Source organism: Candidatus Obscuribacterales bacterium (genome assembly GCA_036703605.1).
GTDB lineage: Bacteria > Cyanobacteriota > Cyanobacteriia > RECH01 > RECH01 > RECH01.
In genome coordinates this window covers 1-1,676 of record DATNRH010001175.1, presented here as the reverse complement: position 1 = coordinate 1,676, position 1,676 = coordinate 1, and the positions used below count along the sequence as shown (strand labels likewise).

The following is a 1,676-nucleotide window of genomic DNA, read 5'->3' as shown; positions in this document are numbered from 1 at the left end:
TGGTGGTTAGGGTGGCTAGATAGGCCGTGCGACCCATGTTTAGGGGATCGGCAAGACTACTAGCAAAAGCCCTGGCATCAGCTTGGTTCATGGGCGTCATGATAACCTGGGGAATGAGCTTGCCTTCCAACCTGGTAACAGTGCCCATTAGGGCGACATTGGGCCTCCGGAACTCAAACCGGGGGGATATAGGTAGTGCCATTCATGCAACCACAAATAAAGGGATCCTCAGGACTGAGCAAGGCTATATCTCACCTCTCGAAATTCAATGAAAGATGGACGAAGGACAGGACAGCTGCTGTTTCCGCAACTCCTATACGCCTCACGATCATGCCACCAGTTTGCTGAAGACGTAGTAAGCTCGTTCCAGGTAAACTGAATTCATCAGAGAGTTCATTGTACCTCATATTCTTCACTATTGGGCTGGCTGGACTCAAAATTGCAGTGAATATCCTCTGCACACCCGATGTCTGCCCGGTTGTTATAGAAGGGGCAACCGTTCTCCGCACCTGAAACCGTGAGCTAGGTGTCCCGAGTACCAGAATTGAAATACCACAAGGAGGTATTCTCCGTGGTCATGCCGCTTATCCAGGTAGCAGAGCCAATGCTCGAGCGCAGACGGAGGTCCCGCAAAAACTGATCCTCCTCAGGACTGTTCGGAACTGCAAGATAGCCGATATCTCCACCATAACTCCTGCTCATCAAAGAGTGGGCATACCGGGCTGCTGCTGCTGCGACAGCGTCTGGTTCGCTGAGGTAAACCGGGTTATACTGATAGCAATGGCCTGTCACATTCCAACACACAACGCTGGGAACGCAAAGCGAAGTACTGTACGTCAGAAGGCTGGCTACGCGATGGTATTATTAAAGCAATCGCACGTAAAGTTGGTATCGCCCCATTCGACTACAAAAGCTGCTCTGTATCGACATTCCGGGTCTGTACAGCTGGCACTGAGGTTTCCTGGTTCATAGTCCTCCCATCTAACACGTTACACACCGAGACGGTACCTATAGTCCTGCCTTGGCATTACAAAAATATTCTTCCAGTTTGTTACACCGCCCGTTACTTCGTCATCGAGGTTTTGATACTCCACCGGCGCGAATTCACCACTCAGGGTATTTCGGAAGGGGCAGCCTGTTTCAGGGCCATTTGCCCATTGAATGTTATGCTCACCATTGTTTTGGCGGCCACCCGTCAAGTAGGGAACATCAATACCTACACGTGTGCTTATAGCCTTGACAAACTCCTGCTCTTCTGCTTCATCAGTTGGTGTGAGATTACCAAATGACGTTAAGGTGACAAGATATGGAGTGCGATTCTGCGCTAGTGGATCGGTGAGATTGGATAGGATCACAAGAGCCTCTTCCTCAGTGTAGATTGCCTCGGGGAAGAGCTGATAGCAGTGGGTGGTGTTCGGGTGGCACTGTGTGAGGGCATTGGGTACGCTACAGCGCTCCGTTAAAACTGTATTATTGAGACAAGTACAGTCTAGCTGGGTTAGAAAGTCGCCCTACTTGTTGCTGAAGTCATATACGTTAAGTTCTGCCCGTACTCTACCACATACCATCGGGGTCGGCCTACATCTTCACGATCATGCCAATCTCCTTAGAATGAGAGCGCGCGGAAATGGAGGATGGTAGGCGGCGTTGTGGGTATCACTTTCATCTTCCTCTGT

Annotated in this window: 1 protein-coding gene; it reads right to left on the bottom strand. The window is 50.4% G+C overall.

Features of this window, described 5'->3' with window-relative positions; genetic code table 11:
- Positions 1–989: 989 nt before the first annotated feature.
- Positions 990–1,355 carry a hypothetical protein gene (locus V6D20_24345; GenBank protein HEY9818912.1) on the bottom strand — a complete coding sequence of 122 codons (366 nt, stop codon included), beginning with the start codon at positions 1,353–1,355 and terminating at the stop codon, positions 990–992.
- Positions 1,356–1,676: the final 321 nt, after the last annotated feature.